This window comes from Cryobacterium breve, from assembly GCF_027594785.1.
GTDB classification, from domain to species: Bacteria; Actinomycetota; Actinomycetes; order Actinomycetales; family Microbacteriaceae; genus Cryobacterium; species Cryobacterium breve_A.
This window is the reverse complement of sequence record NZ_CP075584.1, coordinates 355,524-371,790: the sequence shown is the minus strand read 5'-3', so window position 1 is coordinate 371,790 and position 16,267 is coordinate 355,524. Positions and strand designations below refer to the sequence as shown.

Annotated in this window: 14 protein-coding genes, 1 tRNA gene, 1 other RNA gene and 3 pseudogenes; 7 read left to right on the top strand and 12 right to left on the bottom strand. The window is 67.6% G+C overall.

Going from position 1 to position 16,267, the window contains the following annotated elements; genetic code table 11:
- Nucleotides 1–189: an SPOR domain-containing protein gene (locus KIV56_RS01780; protein WP_281534935.1), complete on the bottom strand. Its 189-nt coding sequence runs from the start codon at nt 187–189 to the stop codon at nt 1–3.
- A 12-nt stretch (nt 190–201) separates the two neighbouring features.
- Here KIV56_RS01780 and map point away from each other — a divergent pair.
- A pseudogene (map, locus tag KIV56_RS01775) lies at nt 202–1,070 on the top strand (type I methionyl aminopeptidase).
- A 17-nt stretch (nt 1,071–1,087) separates the two neighbouring features.
- Entirely contained in the window at nt 1,088–1,852 is a 765-nt protein-coding gene (gene ppgK, locus KIV56_RS01770; protein WP_281534934.1) for a polyphosphate--glucose phosphotransferase, read from the top strand.
- A gap of 73 nt (nt 1,853–1,925) precedes the next feature.
- On the opposite strand, the gene rnpB is transcribed toward ppgK, so the two are convergent.
- The 6 genes from rnpB to KIV56_RS01740 form a co-directional block, all read right to left on the bottom strand.
- Nucleotides 1,926–2,296, bottom strand: an RNA gene (rnpB, locus tag KIV56_RS01765) — RNase P RNA component class A.
- Nucleotides 2,297–2,318: 22 nt separating this feature from the next.
- On the bottom strand, nt 2,319–2,546 hold the full coding sequence (locus KIV56_RS01760) for a zinc ribbon domain-containing protein (protein WP_281534933.1): 228 nt from the start codon (nt 2,544–2,546) through the stop codon (nt 2,319–2,321).
- On the bottom strand, nt 2,543–3,058 hold the full coding sequence (locus KIV56_RS01755; protein WP_281534932.1) for a zinc ribbon domain-containing protein: 516 nt from the start codon (nt 3,056–3,058) through the stop codon (nt 2,543–2,545). The genes KIV56_RS01760 and KIV56_RS01755 overlap by 4 nt, the downstream gene beginning before the upstream one ends.
- Nucleotides 3,059–3,131: 73 nt before the next feature.
- The gene (locus KIV56_RS01750; protein ID WP_281534931.1) at nt 3,132–3,953 is read right to left on the bottom strand and encodes a Nif3-like dinuclear metal center hexameric protein; all 822 of its coding nucleotides are present in this window, start codon (nt 3,951–3,953) and stop codon (nt 3,132–3,134) included.
- A 22-nt stretch (nt 3,954–3,975) separates the two neighbouring features.
- Complete coding sequence (locus KIV56_RS01745; protein WP_281534930.1) at nt 3,976–5,709, bottom strand: purine-cytosine permease family protein; 1,734 nt, start codon at nt 5,707–5,709, stop codon at nt 3,976–3,978.
- Nucleotides 5,710–5,747: 38 nt separating this feature from the next.
- The gene (locus KIV56_RS01740) at nt 5,748–6,251 is read right to left on the bottom strand and encodes a DUF427 domain-containing protein (protein WP_281534929.1); all 504 of its coding nucleotides are present in this window, start codon (nt 6,249–6,251) and stop codon (nt 5,748–5,750) included.
- A 65-nt stretch (nt 6,252–6,316) separates the two neighbouring features.
- Here KIV56_RS01740 and KIV56_RS01735 point away from each other — a divergent pair, with 65 nt between their 5' ends.
- Nucleotides 6,317–7,192: a universal stress protein gene (locus tag KIV56_RS01735; RefSeq protein WP_281534928.1), complete on the top strand. Its 876-nt coding sequence runs from the start codon at nt 6,317–6,319 to the stop codon at nt 7,190–7,192.
- 43 nt (nt 7,193–7,235) lie between these two features.
- On the opposite strand, the gene KIV56_RS01730 is transcribed toward KIV56_RS01735, so the two are convergent.
- The 5 genes from KIV56_RS01730 to KIV56_RS01710 form a co-directional block, all read right to left on the bottom strand.
- The gene (locus tag KIV56_RS01730) at nt 7,236–7,511 is read right to left on the bottom strand and encodes a hypothetical protein (RefSeq protein WP_281534927.1); all 276 of its coding nucleotides are present in this window, start codon (nt 7,509–7,511) and stop codon (nt 7,236–7,238) included.
- Between the two features lie 142 nt (nt 7,512–7,653).
- Entirely contained in the window at nt 7,654–8,367 is a 714-nt protein-coding gene (locus KIV56_RS01725) for a GAF and ANTAR domain-containing protein (protein WP_281534926.1), read from the bottom strand.
- A 9-nt stretch (nt 8,368–8,376) separates the two neighbouring features.
- The gene (locus tag KIV56_RS01720) at nt 8,377–9,132 is read right to left on the bottom strand and encodes a GAF domain-containing protein (protein ID WP_281534925.1); all 756 of its coding nucleotides are present in this window, start codon (nt 9,130–9,132) and stop codon (nt 8,377–8,379) included.
- 247 nt (nt 9,133–9,379) lie between these two features.
- Nucleotides 9,380–9,455, bottom strand: a tRNA-Val gene (locus tag KIV56_RS01715).
- Between the two features lie 63 nt (nt 9,456–9,518).
- Nucleotides 9,519–9,986: a peroxiredoxin gene (locus KIV56_RS01710; protein WP_281534924.1), complete on the bottom strand. Its 468-nt coding sequence runs from the start codon at nt 9,984–9,986 to the stop codon at nt 9,519–9,521.
- Between the two features lie 243 nt (nt 9,987–10,229).
- Here KIV56_RS01710 and aceE point away from each other — a divergent pair.
- From aceE to KIV56_RS01690, 4 genes and pseudogenes are all read left to right on the top strand, one after another.
- Nucleotides 10,230–12,955: pseudogene (gene aceE / locus KIV56_RS01705) on the top strand (pyruvate dehydrogenase (acetyl-transferring), homodimeric type).
- 7 nt (nt 12,956–12,962) lie between these two features.
- Complete coding sequence (locus tag KIV56_RS01700; protein WP_134531774.1) at nt 12,963–14,168, top strand: PucR family transcriptional regulator; 1,206 nt, start codon at nt 12,963–12,965, stop codon at nt 14,166–14,168.
- Nucleotides 14,169–14,270: 102 nt separating this feature from the next.
- Nucleotides 14,271–15,187: pseudogene (locus KIV56_RS01695) on the top strand (ACP S-malonyltransferase).
- Nucleotides 15,188–15,205: 18 nt separating this feature from the next.
- Nucleotides 15,206–16,210, top strand: a complete 1,005-nt coding sequence (locus tag KIV56_RS01690) for a beta-ketoacyl-ACP synthase III (RefSeq protein WP_281534923.1) — start codon at nt 15,206–15,208, stop codon at nt 16,208–16,210.
- Nucleotides 16,211–16,267 lie beyond the last annotated feature (57 nt).

Genomic DNA, 16,267 nt, shown 5'->3' with positions numbered 1-16,267 from the left:
TCAGCGGTCCTCCGCAGCGTCCTCCGCCGCCCACTTGGCGCTGTTCGCGCGGAGCTTCTCGAGGGCATGGGCGGCCTCGTCGCGGGTTGCGAACGGCCCGACACGATCGACGGCGAGAGAGACCATTCCCTCTTCGACGGCGCCCGTGCGCAGGTTGTACCAGAACTGGTGCTCAGTATCTTCGGCCATAAGCTAGATCCTATGCCTAAGGATTCCGCCGGTCACCTGTTGCCAGGCCCGGTCTCCCCCACCCGTCCCGTCCCCACCAGGATCCCCCGTCCGGAGTACGTCGGCCACCCGGCTCCCAGGCCGTTCACCGGCTCCGACGTGTACCCCGCCGCGAAGATCGAACTGATCCGTGAGGCCGGCCGGATCGCCGCTGAGGCGATCGAGGCGGTCGGCAGAGGAATCCGCCCCGGCGTGACCACCGAAGAGCTCGACCGCATCGGCCACGAGTTCCTGATCGAGCACGACGCATACCCGTCCACGCTCGGCTACCGGGGCTACCCGAAGTCGCTGTGCAGGCTCGGTGAACGAGGTCATCTGCCACGGCATCCCCGACACGACGGTCCTCGAAAACGGCGACATCGTCAACATCGACATCACCGCCTTCCAAGAACGGCGTCCATGGAGACACGAACGTCACGTTCATCGTCGGCGAGGCGAGCGAGGCGGTCACGCTCCTCGTCGACCGCACGAGGGAGGCGCTCGCCCGCGGCATCAAGGCCGTCGCCCCCGGCCGCCAGGTCAACGTGATCGGCCGGACCATCGAGTCGTATGCGAAGCGGTTCGGCTACGGCGTTGTGCGGGACTTCACCGGCCACGGCGTCGGCGAGGCGTTCCACTCCGGCCTGATCGTCCCCCACTACGACTCTGCCCCGCAGTACGACACCGTGATGGAGGTCGGCATGGTCTTCACGATCGAACCGATGCTCACCCTCGGCGGCACGGACTGGGACCTGTGGGCGGATGACTGGACCGTGACGACCAGGGATAAGAGCATCACGGCCCAGTTCGAGCACACCCTGGTCGTGACCGAACGCGGCGCAGAGGTCTTGACCCTTCCCTAGACGATAGGTTTTCTACTATGAATTCTCAGACGGCCATCGGCATCGACATCGGCGGGACCGGAATCAAGGGGGCCCTCGTCGATCTTGCGACGGGCGCCCTGCTGACCGACCGGGTCAAGCTCCCCACACCCAAGGGCGGCCGTCCAGCCGACATCGTCGAAACGACCCGCGTCATCCTCGAAAGGGTCGGTGCCGCGGCGGGAGTGACGGATGTCCCCGTCGGAATCTGTTTCCCCGCCGTCGTCAGGCACGGCCGCACGATGTCCGCCGCCAACGTGTCCAAGAAGTGGATCGGCCTCGAGGCCTCCGCCCTGTTCGCGAGAAGCCTCGGCACGCCCGTCACGTTCGTGAACGACGCGGACGCAGCGGGGTACGCCGAATCCCAATTCGGCGCAGCACAGGGGGTGGATGGCGTGGTGATCCTGACCACGCTCGGCACCGGCATCGGCACGGCACTCCTGAACGACGGGGTCCTCGTGCCCAACACCGAACTCGGTCACCTGCAGATCGACGGCGTCGACTACGAGACCCGCGCCTCCTACTCGGCACGGGAACGGGAGAACCTCTCCTGGTCGGCCTGGGCCACGCGGCTGCAGAAGTACTACTCGACCCTTGAGGCGCTCTTCTCCCCCGACCTGTTCGTCGTCGGCGGCGGCGTCTCCAAGCACCACGACGACTTCCTGCCGCTGCTCTCCCTGCACACGCCGATCGTCCCGGCCGCGCACAAGAACAACGCCGGCATCCTCGGTGCGGCAGCCCTCACGGTGCAGGACCTGAACTAGACCCGAACCGGGATCGCCCGGAGAAGGTGCGCGGCGCTGCACTCGGGAGGGCGGCCCCATCGGTGGAAAAGGGGGAATGGGCCGGCTGGTACGCCGGGTTCTGTCCCGGTTTTCACCGGGGACGGCCATCTATCTCGGGACTACGTTGCCGCAGCCCTCTAGCGGTCTACCCGGAAACTCGGCGAGCCGCCTTAACGTTTCCTGTGTGACCTTGCTCCGGACGAGGTTTACCGAGCCGACCAGGTCACCCTGGCCTCTGGTGGTCTCTTACACCACCGTTTCACCCTTACCACCGAAAAACGGTGGCGGTCTACTTTCTGTGGCACTGTCTCGCGGGTTACCCCGGGTGGGTGTTACCCACCGCCCTGCTCTGTGGAGCCCGGACGTTCCTCGGCACCCGATCCCCCGAAGGGAACCGGCTGACGCGGCCGTCTTGCCGACCCATTCTTCATCCCAGACTACAGGATCAGATTCCGGACTCCTCCGTGCGCACCAGGATCGCGCCGCAATCCGGGCAGAACAGCACCTCATCCGCCGCCGACGACCGCACGGACTCGAGGTCGCTTCCGGTGAGGGTGATGGTGCAGCCGCTGCAGGTGCGCTGGCGCAACAGTGCGGCGGCGTTGCCGTGGCCGCTGACGAAGAGCTTCTCGTAGAGGCTCGCCAGATCCGGCGCGATCGTGCCGGCGATCACGGCCCGGTCGCGGCGGAGCCTCCTCGAGCCTGGCGGTGCAGGGTGGCGAGGTCGGCGTCACGCGAGATCTCGGTCTCCTCGACGCGGGCGGCGAGAGCGTCGCGTTCGGCTTCGACGACCGCGACGGCCGCTTCCCGTTCCTCGAGGCGTTCCATCACGGCGATCTCGATCTCCTCGAGCGCCAGCAGCCGCTTGCGGAGAGCGGCGAGTTCGGTGTCAAGGGCCTGGACGTCCTTGACCGAGCTCGTGGCCTGCAGGCGTTCGTCGTCGCGCTTGATGCGCTTCTCGACGACCTCAACGTCGGATTCGATCCGGTTCAGTTCGAGGCGCACGTCCTCGACCTCACCGTGGAGGGTCGTGAGGCTCATCCGGGTCTTGTCCGCGGTCGCGGCGAGTGCGATGAGTTCGGCGTGCTGGGCGAGCGCCCTGGTCTGGTGATCGACCTGCTGGAGCCTGATGTCGAGGGCCTGGAGCCGGAGAAGCTCCTTCTGCTCGATGGGGGATGCCTTCACTTGTGTCCTGACCTTCACGGGTATTGAGTTCGACCGGCCCTGTGGCCGGATACTGTCGGTGGGGTTGTGCAGGCTACTGCACGATGACGAAGTCCCACGGGTCCGTGCGCAGATCGCTCACGTCCACCCGCAGGCCCGGAAAAGCGTTCCTCAGCGCATCGGCGGCGGTGTCAAGCCACAACCACTCGCTCGCCCAGTGTGACACGTCGATCAGTGCGGGCGTGTTTCCGTCGAGCAGCGCCTGTTCCCGGGCTTCGGAGGCCGGGTGGTGTCTGAGGTCGGCGGTGATGAAGACATCCGCTGCCAGCACTGCCGGATCTTTGAGCAGCGAGTCGCCCGCACCGCCGCACAGCGCGACCGTGCGGACCGGGGCGTTGTACTCGCCAGAGACCCGGATCCCGGACGCCGTCGCGGGGAGGATCGTCGCGAGGCGCCGGGCGAGTTGGCCGAGGGTGGTGGGAGTGGGGAGTTCCCCGACCCGCCCGATGCCGGTCCCCGGAACGGTCCCGGACGTGATCGGCTGGGCGTCCACGAGCCCGAGCCGGGTGGCGAAGACGTCGGAGACACCGTCGACGACGACGTCGGCATTCGTGTGCGCGGCGAGGAGTGCGCAGCCCGACCTGATCAGCCGGGCCAGGAGGGCGCCTTTGTACCGGTCTTCGGCGATGGACGTGACCCCGCGAAGAAGGAGCGGATGGTGGACAAGGAGGAGGCCGACGCCGGTCTCGATCGCCTCATCCACGGTCGCGGAGACGGCGTCGACCGCGAGGAGCACGGAATCGACCCGGTTCGTGGGGTCGCCGCTCACGAGTCCCGGTGCATCCCACGTCTCTGCACCCGACAACGGCCAGAGCTCGTGGACGGTCCGGGTGATCTCTGCGAGCGAATAGGACACCCCGTCAGCCTACCCGTGAGGCTCACTGCGCGGACGCCGGGGACCTGAGGCTCTCCTGCCGGCGAATCGCGGGAATGCCCGCGAGCAGGGGAGTTGCGAGGCCGAGGGCGAAGGCGATCAGGATGCCGGGGTTTGTCGCCGCGAACTCCCCCCTCGGGTCGATGCCCAGCGGTGCGAAGAGGTAGCCCTGCCACGCCGACCAGCCATCCCCCGGGACGAGAAGCCCCCAGCCGATCGCGCTGAAGACGACGAAGGCGGCCAGATTGACCCAGCGCACGTCCGCATACGCCCCGCCGCGCTTGAGGAGACTCCGGGTGTCGTAGCGATTGGCCCGCACGAACGTCTCGGCGGAGAACAGCCCCGACCAGGCCGCGACCGGGATCGCGAGTGTCAGCGGCACGGTGAGGAACGCCGCCCGGACGCCGAGTCCACCGAACGGCAGGAGGAGCAATGCCGCACCGATCGCGGTGACCGCGACACCGGCGGCCCGCGGGACTCCCGACGAGAGTGCGGCGGCTGCCAGGCCTCCCGAATACAGGGTCAGGATCAGTGCCGAGAGCACGGTCACCGTCCCGAGCAGAAGAAGAGGCCATTCGAGACCGGCGGGCAGGAGCGCAGCGAGGGTTCCGACCGGGTCCACGGCGAGGTCCGCACCCCGCTGGCTCTGTGATGAGACGAGCAGGGCTCCCCAGGCTGCGAGAACGAGGGCAGGCACCCCGAGCCCCGCGAAGAGCCAGAGGACCGCGGCCGATCCCGAGCCCGACCGTCCCTGATAGCGGGCAAGGTCTGCGCCGCTCGACGCCCAGGCCAGTCCGAGGTAGGCGAAGACGAGGGTGACCCCGCCCAGCACCATGAAGCCGCTTCCGTCCGGGACGGAGAGCGCCGCACCGATGTCGACGAGCCCGGCGGAGAGCACCATCACTGCGATCACCAGGGCGGCCCCCGCGACGGCGAGCACGGCCTGCACCGACCGGATCAGCGCATAGCCGAAGAGCGCGACCACAGTCGCCACGATGAGGACCGCAAGGGCGGCGAGCGGAACAGAACCGTCTCTGACCTCTCCCGAGATCCGCGTCGCTGGTCCGGTGGCCGCTGTCACGGCGCGGCCGAGGATCGCGAGCAGCAACGCTCCCCACGCCATGCGCACGAGCAGGGCGAACGCGGTGGGAACGAGGTTTCCGATCACGCCGAAGGTCGCACGCGACAGCATGACCATCGACTGGCCGTTGCGGCGGCCGGCGAGGGTTCCCAGGCCAAGGGGGATCAGGGAAAGCCCGATGCCGAGCACGGTCGCGAGCACGACCTGGCGGATGCTGAGACCGAGGTATGCCAGGCGCGCACCGACCGCGACGCTGACGACGGATGCGGTGACCGCGAACCAGAGGCGGAACACCCGACTTGCTCGCCCGACCCGATTCACCACCGGGGTCGGCGCCTGCGCGTAGCGCTCGATCACGAGCCGCGGTTCCTCGGCGAGGGCGGCATCAACGAGGACGATTTCGTCGTCGTCGACCCGCGGGCTCGGCACCGGAGCGGCCACCCCTGTCGGCACGTCGTCGGCGTCGTCCGGCAGGTCGTCGTCGACTCCGAAGCCCACGATCTCGGTCGCAGCCGTCCGAGGCGCTCCCCCGTCCGGTGGCGCGATGCCGAGTTCGATCACGGCCGGAGACTCGACGGTGAGCGCGTCGTCGTCGCCTGGGGAGGACGGTTCGGCTGGAACGGGGCGATCGTGCCCCCTCGGGTACCTGTCGGACATGCCCCGAGTGTAGCCAGATGCCCGAAATCCGGGCAGGCCTACCAGCCGAGGGTGCCCGGCTCCCCCTTGAACGGCCCGACGACGCTGGAGGTGATCCAACCGCCATAGAAGGATCCGGCCTGCGGCCGGACCTCTTCGCCGTCGATCGTGCAGAGATCCATTCGCCCCGGATAGAGTGCGATCCGGCCCGCGAGGGCTTCGAACCCCGGCTCGGGCTCCAGATAGGTCCAGGCCGCGCCGACGGCGCGAGCCGCACCGGAGACGACGGTCAGGTACGAGGCGGTTCCTTTGTATTCGCAGACCGAGCGGCCGGCCGCGGGAATGAGGGACCCCGGGAGGAAGGCGTCAGATGGCAGGTAGTACGCCGGCGGGTGGCTGGTCTCGAGCACGCGGACGGCGTTCACGGTGCGGGCGATCTCGCGCCCACCGAACCTGATCACCACTTCCGCGGAGACGGGTTCGATTCTGGGCGGGCGTGGGTAGTCCCACACCGATTCCTGGCCGGGACCCGGGACGACCCGGATGCTGCGTGCGGATGTCATCGCACCATGGTAGCCGCGCTGCCCGGCGGCGGGCCCCTCGAATACCCCGAGAGTACACTCCGGGCATGACGGAGAACATGATCGTTGCTGTCGACGGCGGGCCGGCCAGCGCCGCCGCCCTCGACTGGGCGCTGACCCGGTTGGTCGCCCGCACGTCCGGTGGATCGTCCGCTGAGCCGATCGAGCTCGAACTCACGACCGTCGTCGAACTGGGTTGGTCTCCCCATGACGTCGCCGTGAGCTTCCAGCCCGCGTACGAACGTGCGCTCGCCGCGGCCGCCAGGCACGTGGAGGAACGGATGCCGGGGTGCCGCAGGACGAGCTACATCCGGCACGGAGTTCCCGTAGACGAGCTGGTCAGGGCGTCCGCTTCGGCGGATCTGCTGGTGATCGGCTCGAACAAGACCGGGCTCCTGGCCGGCGCCGTCTACGGGACGCTCCCCCTCCGCCTCGCGGCGCATGCGCACTGCCCGGTCGTCGTGGTTCCCGCGACGTGGCAGCCGCGAATCGGCCCGGTCGTCGTGGGCCTCGACAACGATCCTGCCGGCACCGAAGCCCTCGACTGGGCGGCCGACGAGGCGGTCAGGCTCGGGCGCGGCCTTCGGATCGTGCACTCCTGGTCGATCCCGATGACGGTTGCCGTCGACCTCGGTGCGACAGTGCCCTATGAAGTCTTGCGTGCGGCCAATGCCGAGGCCCTCTCGACCGCTGCCCAGCGGGTGCGGGACGCCCGTCCGGGACTCGACGTGGTCGAGATCCTTGAAACGGGACCGGCTGCCGCCGCGCTCGTCGACGCCTCCGGCCAGGCGGAACTGCTCGTGGTCGGCACGCACGGACGTCGCTCGGTCGGCGGCCTCATCCTGGGTTCGGTGAGCCACGACGTGTTGCTCAACCTGCCCTGTCCGGTCGCGGTCATTCCGCGTCGACCCACGGGGACCTAGCCAGAGGCGACGCAGTCACACGCGACGCAGAGGCGGGTAATGCTCAGTAGTCGAATTCGTCGAACTGGGGAGCATCGAGACCGTCACCGGTCCACCCGACCTGCGCAACGGCCATCGGAGCGAGAGCCTTCTTGCGCAGGCCCGCGGTGATGTCGGGGTCGACGAGTTCGCGGAAACCGGGCGGCGACGTGACGCTCGTCAACTGGCTCGCCGCCCCGATCAGGAACTGGGCCCGTCCGACCTGTCCGCTGTCGCCGAGGACGGGAATGTCCACGACTTCGACCTGGCCTCTGGTACTGAGCCTTTCGGCGTACTGCATGACCGCGTCGGCAAGGTCACTCCCGGTAACGACCGATCCCCCGGCATGGAATATGCGCTTCATCGTCTTCCCTCACTGCCTCAGTGGAATGTCCAAGTGCAGCCGGGGTCCGGGGCTCAGTCACAGTATATGCAGAACCGGTTCAGAGGCGAAGGGTTCGATCGACTACGGCCGCGGCCACTTCGACGAGCGGCAAGCTGTGGCTCCTGGCGTGACTCCGGAGCATCGTGAACGCCTCGCTCATGTCGACGTCGTGCATGAACGCGATGACGCCCTTGGCCTGCTCGATCACGACGCGGCTGCTGAGAGCGTGCTGCAGCTGTGCGCGCGCGATATCGCTCTCGCGGATCGCCCGTTCCTGCAGGATTCCGATCGTCGCCGTGTCCGCGAGGGCCTGGACCGTGCGCAGGTCCTCGGCGCCGAGTCCGCCGAAACGGTCCCAGAACAGGTTGAGCGACCCGATGGTCGTCGCCCGCAGGTGCATCGGAACGGCATGCATGGACAGGAATCCCTGTTCGAGTGCGCCCGCCCGGAAGACCGGCCACTTCGGGGCGACGAGGTCGAGGTCGGGAATGGCGACGGCGGCACCGGTCGTCACGCACTCGACGCAGGGGCCGGCGCCCGCTCGCAGCTGGAGGATTTCCACGAGCCGGGTGCGCTCGTTCGTCGAGGCCACGACCTCGAACTCACCGCGTCCGGCCACGAGGATGATGCCGACGGCCGATGCGCCGAAGAGGAGCGCGCACCGCTCGACGAGCGTTTGCAGGAGGTCGACGACGTCATAGCCGACGACGAGCGTGTCGGCCAGCGTGACGAAGGTCTCGACGAGCTGACCCTCCCGGGATTGTGTGACCATAATCTAATCCTAAGGTGAGAGGACCGTGGAGAAATCAATTTTCCGGGCGACCACATCGTGGGCGACGGACCGCACAGATCGTGCGTTCGAGAAAGCGTATCCACGCAGAAGCAGCAACGCATCCGCGGCGGACAGATCCAACTGGGCGAGGATCATTCCGGTGGCCTGGTGGATCACGCGGCGGGAGAATCCCTCGCCTTCCGGCTCCGTCGGGGCGGCCGGATCGGGTCCATCGACAGCGGTCCAATCCGAGTCGTTCCCGGCGGAACCGTAGCCCCGGAGCGCCCTGCGCAACACGACCCGTGCGACGATATCCGCGAGTCTCGTCGCGTCGGCGACGGCGTCCGGCGGCAGTGGACCCGCCACGAACGAGTAGAGGTCGACGGCGCCGATCTCAAGCGTTCCGATGACGAGGGGGAAGGCGAACAGTCCCCCGACATCCGTTTCGCCGAGTGCCGCGCGGAACATCGGCCATGCCGCGTTCTGCTCGAGCCGGACGTCGGGAGAGAGGACCGGGCGCCTGGTCGCCAGCGCCCTCCAGCAGGGTCCCTCGCCGAGATCGAACTGCAGTTCGTCGATCCGGGCGGCGAACGCGTCGCTCGCGCTGATCGTCTCTGTCCCGAACGGCGCACCGAGTGTGGAGATCGCCGCCCCGTCGACGGGGAGAACCCTCAGGAACGGAGCGCACAGCTCGGTGCCGGAGTCGTCCCACGCCTCGAGCTCCCTGGCGGCCGTATCGAATGCCTCACGACTAACGGGGCACACCGGGCGCACCCTTCGCTTCGGGGGCAGGCGTGTGCGGGTTGACCGGGACATCCGCTCGCAGATCACTCCACAGGAGAGCCACTGGCACACACGACCTTTCGGCTCCCGGAGGAGCGACCGGTTCACACGGGAGTCCCGGCAGGACTCGCCGAATCATCTCAGCTTAACGTGTACCGCCAAATCCGGTGTCACCCGGGATACTACTTTCACGCACGCTTATGAACTGAATCACGCCCTGTGCACTTACTGGTGGGCCCTACCGGGCTCGAACCGATGACATCCACGGTGTAAACGTGGCGCTCTACCAACTGAGCTAAAGGCCCCTGCGATTCGACGACCGCCGAGGGTGAACCGACACCACTATACCGGTGCGACCGGCAGGCGGGTCACGCGGGCTGGAGTTCGCCGATCGCCGCGCGGTAGGCGTCGAGTGAACGCGCCTCGCCGGGGGCCGTGATGAAGCTCGCACGGATGATGCCGTTCGGGTCGATCAGGAAGGTCGCGCGGTTCGAGAAGCCCTTTTCCTCGAGGAAGACGCCGTATTCCTTGGCGACGGCCCCGTGCGGCCAGAAGTCGGCGAGGAGGTTGAATCCGTAGTTCTCCTGCTCACCCCACGCTCGCAGGGCATGGCGGGAGTCCACAGAGATGCCGAGGAGTTCGACGCCGCTGTTCTCGAACAGGCTCAGGTTGTCGCGCAGGGTGCACAACTCTCCACTGCAGATTCCCGAGAACGCGAGAGGGAAGAAGACCAGCGCCACCGACTTGTCGCCGCGGTACTGGCTCAGCTGGATGTGCTCGCCGTACTGGTTGACCAATTCGAAGTCGGGTGCCTGGGTGTCGTTCTCCAGAGCCATAGTGCGTCCTTTCCTGCGTCAACCACCAGTGGCAAGCGCCGGAACAGCCTAGCCCCGGGCAGGGGGAAACCTAGACAATTCTTTCGCTGACAGCGTTGTTCCCGAAGGGGCCGCGCGTGCACGGCGCACAGCTGGAATCTGTAGGCTGGCGTGGTGCCAGCGGTCCACAGGGACCGATTTGCGGCACGCCTAACCAGGCACGGTCGCGTATCACACGACCTGCCCGATAGAGAGAGGTCGACTGTGACTGTCAACGACCAGGACCCATACTCGGTGAACAGCACGGATGCGGATCCGGAAGAGACGAAAGAGTGGTCCGAATCTCTGGACGCACTCGTGGCCGCCCAGGGACACGAACGCGGCCGTGAGATCATGCTGAGCCTGCTCAAACGATCCAAGGAACTGCACCTGGGCGTCCCCATGGTGCCCACCACGGACTACATCAACACGATCGCGGCCGGCAACGAGCCGGACTTCCCCGGCGACGAAGACATCGAGCGCCGCTACCGCGCCTGGATCCGCTGGAACGCAGCAGTGCTCGTGCACCGCGCCCAGCGACCCGGGATCTCCGTCGGCGGACACATCTCGACCTACGCCTCATCCGCCGCCCTCTACGAGGTCGGCTTCAACCACTTCTTCCGCGGTCAGGATCACCCGGGCGGCGGAGACCAGATCTTCATCCAGGGCCACGCCTCCCCGGCACCTATGCCCGTGCGTTCCTCGAGGGTCGCCTGAGCGCGAACCAGCTCGACGGCTTCCGCCAGGAGAAGTCGCACGCGCCGCAGGGACTGTCCTCCTACCCGCACCCGCGCCTGATGCCGGAGTTCTGGCAGTTCCCGACGGTGTCGATGGGCCTCGGCCCGATCAACGCCATCTATCAGGCGCAGACCAACCGCTACCTCACCAACCGCGGGATCAAGGACGCGAGCGACCAGCAGGTCTGGGCGTTCCTCGGCGACGGCGAGATGGACGAGGTCGAAAGCCGCGGCCAGCTCCAGGTCGCAGCCAACGAGGGCCTCGACAACCTCAACTTCATCATCAACTGCAACCTGCAGCGCCTGGACGGACCGGTCCGCGGAAACGGGAAGATCATCCAGGAGCTCGAGAGCTTCTTCCGCGGTGCCGGCTGGAACGTCATCAAGGTCGTCTGGGGCCGCGAGTGGGACGATCTCCTCTCCCGCGACGTCGACGGAGCCCTGCTCAACCTCATGAACGTCACCCCCGACGGCGACTACCAGACGTACAAGGCCGAGAGCGGCGCCTACGTGCGTGAGAACTTCTTCGGCCGCGACCCGCGCGCCCTCAAGCTCGTCGAGGGCTACACCGACGACGAGATCTGGAACCTCAAGCGCGGCGGTCACGACTACCGCAAGGTCTACGCCGCGTTCAAAGCCGCATCGGAGCACAAGGGACAGCCGACCGTCATCCTCGCGAAGACCGTCAAGGGCTACGCCCTCGGCCCGAGCTTCGAGGGTCGCAACGCGACCCACCAGATGAAGAAGTTCACCCTCGAGAACCTGAAGACCTTCCGTGACAGCACCCACATGCCGATCACGGATGCCCAGCTCGAGGAGAACCCCTACCTCCCGCCGTACTACCGTCCGGACGAGAACGACGAGGCGATCCAGTACCTGCACGAACGCCGCCGCGCCCTCGGCGGCTACGTGCCGGAACGCCGCAGCAAGTACACCCAGGTCAACCTGCCGCAGGACTCGACGTACGCGCCGACCCTGAAGGGCTCCGGCACCCAGGAGATCGCCACGACGATGGCGTTCGTCCGCCTGCTCAAGGAACTCTTGCGCGCCAAGGACTTCGGCAACCGCATCGTCCCGATCATCCCGGACGAGGCCCGCACCTTCGGCATCGACGCGTTCTTCCCGAACGCCAAGATCTACAACCCGAACGGCCAGCAGTACACGTCCGTCGACCACGCCCAGCTGCTCGCGTACAAGGAGAGCCCGCAGGGCCAGATCCTGCACGTCGGCATCAACGAGGCCGGCGCGATGGCCGCGTTCACGAACGTCGGAACCACATACGCCACCCAGGGCGAGCCGCTCATCCCGATCTACGTCTTCTACTCGATGTTCGGGTTCCAGCGCACCGGCGACGCCATGTGGGCCGCCGGGGACCAGATGGCCCGCGGGTTCATGATCGGAGCCACCGCCGGTCGCACGACCCTGACCGGTGAAGGACTGCAGCACGCCGACGGCCACTCGCCGCTCCTCGCATCCACGAACCCCGCCGTCGTGTCCTACGACCCGGCGTACGGGTACGAGATCGCGCACATCGTGCGTTCCGGTCTCGAGCGGATGTACGGCGGCCTGCACGACGACCCGAACGTCATGTACTACATCACCGTGTACAACGAGCCGGCCGTGCAGCCGGCCGAGCCGGACGAGGTGGACGTCGACGGCATCGTCCACGGCATCCACCGGATCAACCACTCACAGGTCACCGGACCGAAGGCCCAGCTCCTGGCCTCCGGCGTCGCGGTGCCGTGGGCGCTCGAGGCGCAGGCCCTGCTTGCCTCCGACTGGGGTGTCTCGGCCGATGTCTGGTCCGTCACCTCGTGGGCCGAACTGCGCAGGGACGGCATGCGGGTCGAGGAGCACAATTTCCTCAACCCCGACCAGGGCCCGCAGGTGCCGTACGTCACGAAGAAGCTCGCGGGAGCGGCCGGCCCGTTCATCGCGGTCAGCGACTTCATGCACGCCGTGCCCGACCAGATCCGCCAGTTCATCCCCGGCGATTTCGCCACCCTCGGAGCCGACGGCTTCGGGTTCTCGGACACCCGCCCTGCGGCCCGCCGGTTCTTCAAGATCGACGGACCGTCCATGGTCGTGCGCACCCTCGAGATGCTCGCCCGCCGCGGCGAGATCGACAAGGCGGTCGTCGGCCAGGCCATCGAGAAGTACCAGCTGCACGACGTGACCGCTGGTACGACGGGCTCCGCCGGGGGCGAGAGCTAACCCGACTGTGGCCCCGGCACCGAAGACGAAGGAACAGACGCTCGCCTGGTTGCGCACCATCTCAGGGGAGCTGTCCACAGCGACCCTGAAACGACTCGAGGACACGCTGCCCTGGTACGGCGATATGCCGCCAGGACGGCGTTCCTCGGTCGGGCTGGTCGCCCAGGCGGGCATCACCTCCTTCATCGCATGGTTCGACGACCCGAAATCCACCCCGTGGATCGCGGCTGACGTCTTCGGTGCCGCCCCGAGGGAGCTGTTGCGCTCGGTGAGCCTGCAACAGACCCTCCAGCTCATCCGGGTCTCCGTCGAGGTCGTCGAGGAACGCGTCAAGGACGGCGGCGAGATCCTCCGCGAGGCGATCCTGCTCTACTCCCGCGAGATCGCCTTCGGGGCGGCGGATGTCTACGCGCGCGCCGCAGAGGCACGCGGGCTCTGGGACGTGCGACTCGAGGCCCTCGTGGTCGACTCGATCCTCAGCGGCGAGTATGACGACGAACTGCCGAGCCGGATCGCGGCACTCGGCTGGCACGGCCACGGCGAGGTCTGCGTGCTCGTCGGTACCACCCCGAAGATGCTCGACGTCGACCAGCTGCGCCGCTCTGCGCGGCATATGGCGGCGGATGTGCTGATCGGGGTGCAGGGCAACCGGCTCGTTCTCGTGATCGGTCGCGCGCACCCCGCCTCGGCGGACGCCGAGGACACCGTCGGGACGGCATCCGCCCTCACCTTCATGGAGATCGCGGTGCAACTGGAGCCGAGCTTCGGCGCGGGGCACCTCGTGCTCGGACACGAAGTACCGAACCTCGTCGACGCCTCCAAGAGTGCGAAGGCGGCCCTGGCCGGCTTCGCGGTCGCCCGGTCCTGGCGGAACGCGCCGCGCCCCGTCCAGGCGGACGACCTGCTCCCGGAGCGCGCCCTCGCGGGCGACCCGCTCGCCCGCGCCACGCTCATCCACCGCATCTACCGGCCGCTGCAGGCGCATTCGACCGAACTGCTCACCACCCTGTGGTGCTACCTCGACAACGGCCGCTCGCTCGAAGCGACCGCCCGGGAGCTCTTCGTGCACCCCAACACCGTGCGCTACCGCCTGAAGCGTGTCTCCGAGGTCATCGGCTACGACGCGACGGGCGCCCGTGAGGCACTCATCCTGCAGTCCGCGCTCATCCTCGGATCGATCAGCGACCACGACGGCTCTACCCGACGCCGCTGACACCCCTCGTTTGCCGGTTTCTGCGGGAACCCACAAACGTTTTTCGGATACTTGGTCGATCATCGACACTCCGCGGCGAATTGACCTTGGGAGACTAGGGGAATGATTGTTGTCGTCTGTCCCGGACAGGGCTCACAAACCCCCGGTTTCCTCGTCCCCTGGCTTGAAGACCCCGCTTTTGCGGCCGGACTCGACGCGATGTCCGCCGCGAGCGGACTCGACCTCGTCGCCCACGGGACGGTCAGCGACGCCGACACCATCCGCGACACGGCCGTCGCCCAACCCCTGATCGTCGCCGCCGGCATCCTCACCATGCGTACGCTCTTCGCCGCCGGACGCGGCGACCGCATCGCGGGAATCGCGGGGCACTCGGTCGGCGAGATCACCGCAGCAGCCGGGGCGGGCATCCTGAACGATGCCGACGCCCTCGGGTTCGTGCGGGAACGCGGCGCGGCGATGGCCGAGGCCGCAGCCCTCGAACCGTCCGGAATGAGCGCGGTTCTCGGCGGCGACGAAGCCGAGCTTCTCGCCCTCCTCACCGAACTCGGGCTCGAACCGGCCAACTTCAACGGTGGCGGCCAGGTCGTCGTCGCCGGCGCGATCGACGCACTCGCCCGTCTCGCCGCCGCTCCCCCGCCCGGTCCCGCGTCATTCCCCTGCAGGTTGCCGGTGCATTCCACACCCGGTATATGCAGCCTGCCGTCGCCTCGCTCGCCGCGGTCGCCGCACGCCTCGCCCCCTCGAACCCGACCCTGCCGATCTGGACGAACCGGGACGGCAGTCAGGTCGTCGACGGCGCGCGGTTCGTCGGATATCTCGTCGACCAGGTCTCCTCGCCGGTACGGTGGGATATGTGCATGCAGTCTTTCGAGGCCGCCGGCGTGACCGGAATCATCGAGGTCGCGCCAGCAGGCGCCCTTGTCGGCCTTGCCAAGCGTGCACTCAAAGGCGTACCCAGCGTCGCGATCAAGACCCCGGACGATCTGCCCGCCGCGTTTGCACTGATCGACCAGCAGTAAGCCCGACGGAAAGAGACCATGACCAAGCCCACACTCAAGCAGTCGCACGGCCCCGCGTTCACGCGCATCATGTCGGTCGGCGCCGCCCGCGGTGACCTGACCGTGCCCAACGACGACCTGGTCGGTCCGATCGATTCCTCCGACGAGTGGATCCAGCAGCGCACCGGCATCATCAGCCGCACCCGGGCAAGCCGCGACGTGCTCGCCGTCGACCTCGCTGAGATCGCCGCCAACGAGGCCATCGAGAAGTCCGGCATCGACCCGACCCTGATCGACGCGGTCATCGTCGCAACCATCAGCAACGGCCGCCAGACGCCGTCGATGGCCGCCGTCCTCGCCGACAAGGTCGGCGCGAACCCCGCCGCCGCGTACGACATCAACGCCGCCTGTGCGGGATACGCCTATGCGGTCGCCCAGGCCGACGCCCTCATCCGCACCGGGGTCGCGCACTACGCACTCGTGGTCGGAGCGGAGAAGCTGTCCGACCTCGTGGACCCGACCGACCGCAGCATCTCCTTCCTGCTCGGCGACGGCGCAGGCGCCGTCGTCATCGGCCCGAGCGACTTCCCCGGCATCTCGAGCACGGTCTGGGGGTCGGACGGCTCCAAGGCCGGCGCGATCCAGATGAACCACACTCTGCAGGAATACCACCGCGGCGAATCCGAATGGCCGACCCTCCGCCAGGAGGGCCAGACAGTCTTCCGCTGGGCCGTATGGGACATGGCGAAGGTCGCCAAGCAGGCCCTCGAGGCCGCGGGCGTGACGAGCGCCGATCTCGCAGCCTTCATCCCACACCAGGCCAACATGCGCATCATCGACGAGTTCGCGAAGCTCTTGAAGCTTCCCGAGTCCGTGATCATCGCGCGCGATATCGCCACAACGGGAAACACCTCCTCGGCATCGATCCCGATCGCCACGCACACCCTGCTTGCCGAACACCCGGAGCTCAGCGGCGGTCTCGCCCTGCAGATCGGCTTCGGCGCCGGACTGGTGTTCGGCGCGCAGGTCGTCGTGCTCCCGTAGTTTTCCCATACCGCCTCTAAACTGAATCTCGGTCATACGAGACACCCCAAGGAGAAA

Excerpts from the sequence above, each read along its gene's own strand:
- KIV56_RS01780 (WP_281534935.1), bottom strand. The coding sequence starts at position 189 with ATGGCCGAAGATACTGAGCACCAGTTCTGGTACAACCTGCGCACGGGC.
- ppgK (WP_281534934.1), top strand. The coding sequence starts at position 1,088 with ATGAATTCTCAGACGGCCATCGGCATCGACATCGGCGGGACCGGAATC.
- KIV56_RS01745 (WP_281534930.1), bottom strand. The coding sequence starts at position 5,709 with ATGTCCGACAGGTACCCGAGGGGGCACGATCGCCCCGTTCCAGCCGAA.
- KIV56_RS01740 (WP_281534929.1), bottom strand. The coding sequence starts at position 6,251 with ATGACATCCGCACGCAGCATCCGGGTCGTCCCGGGTCCCGGCCAGGAA.
- KIV56_RS01735 (WP_281534928.1), top strand. The coding sequence starts at position 6,317 with ATGACGGAGAACATGATCGTTGCTGTCGACGGCGGGCCGGCCAGCGCC.
- KIV56_RS01730 (WP_281534927.1), bottom strand. The coding sequence starts at position 7,511 with ATGCAGTACGCCGAAAGGCTCAGTACCAGAGGCCAGGTCGAAGTCGTG.
- KIV56_RS01725 (WP_281534926.1), bottom strand. The coding sequence starts at position 8,367 with ATGGTCACACAATCCCGGGAGGGTCAGCTCGTCGAGACCTTCGTCACG.
- KIV56_RS01710 (WP_281534924.1), bottom strand. The coding sequence starts at position 9,986 with ATGGCTCTGGAGAACGACACCCAGGCACCCGACTTCGAATTGGTCAAC.
- KIV56_RS01690 (WP_281534923.1), top strand. The coding sequence starts at position 15,206 with ATGACCAAGCCCACACTCAAGCAGTCGCACGGCCCCGCGTTCACGCGC.